This window comes from Streptococcus suis (genome assembly GCF_002960445.1).
Classification (GTDB): Bacteria; Bacillota; Bacilli; order Lactobacillales; family Streptococcaceae; genus Streptococcus; species Streptococcus hyiners.
In genome coordinates, this window is the sequence record NZ_POJD01000412.1 from 1 (window position 1) to 283 (window position 283).

Annotated in this window: 1 pseudogene; it reads right to left on the reverse strand. The window is 36.4% G+C overall.

Annotated features, from left to right (window positions below):
• Positions 1–87: 87 nt before the first annotated feature.
• A pseudogene (locus C1G53_RS12315) lies at positions 88–283 on the reverse strand (metal ABC transporter permease); the annotation flags it as partial.

Sequence of the window (283 nt, forward strand, 5' to 3'; positions counted from 1 at the left end):
TATTCGTAAAAATCATCTTGTAAACGTATCATTGATTTTCTCCTTTGTCTTTCTTAATGACTATAATAACAAAAAATTCTGACAATTTCACTTATCAGATGACCGTGACCAAGTATTTTTTAGAATAATACTCGAACAAACCACAAGAAGGCTGACAACGGCACAGGTCCCTGACATGGTTAAATCCAGTTGATTGGCCACTAAAAAACCTAGCACAACCGTTAGAATAGCGATACCTTGCCCTAAAAGAAGCAATTGCCAAAAGGATTTGACCCAACATAGG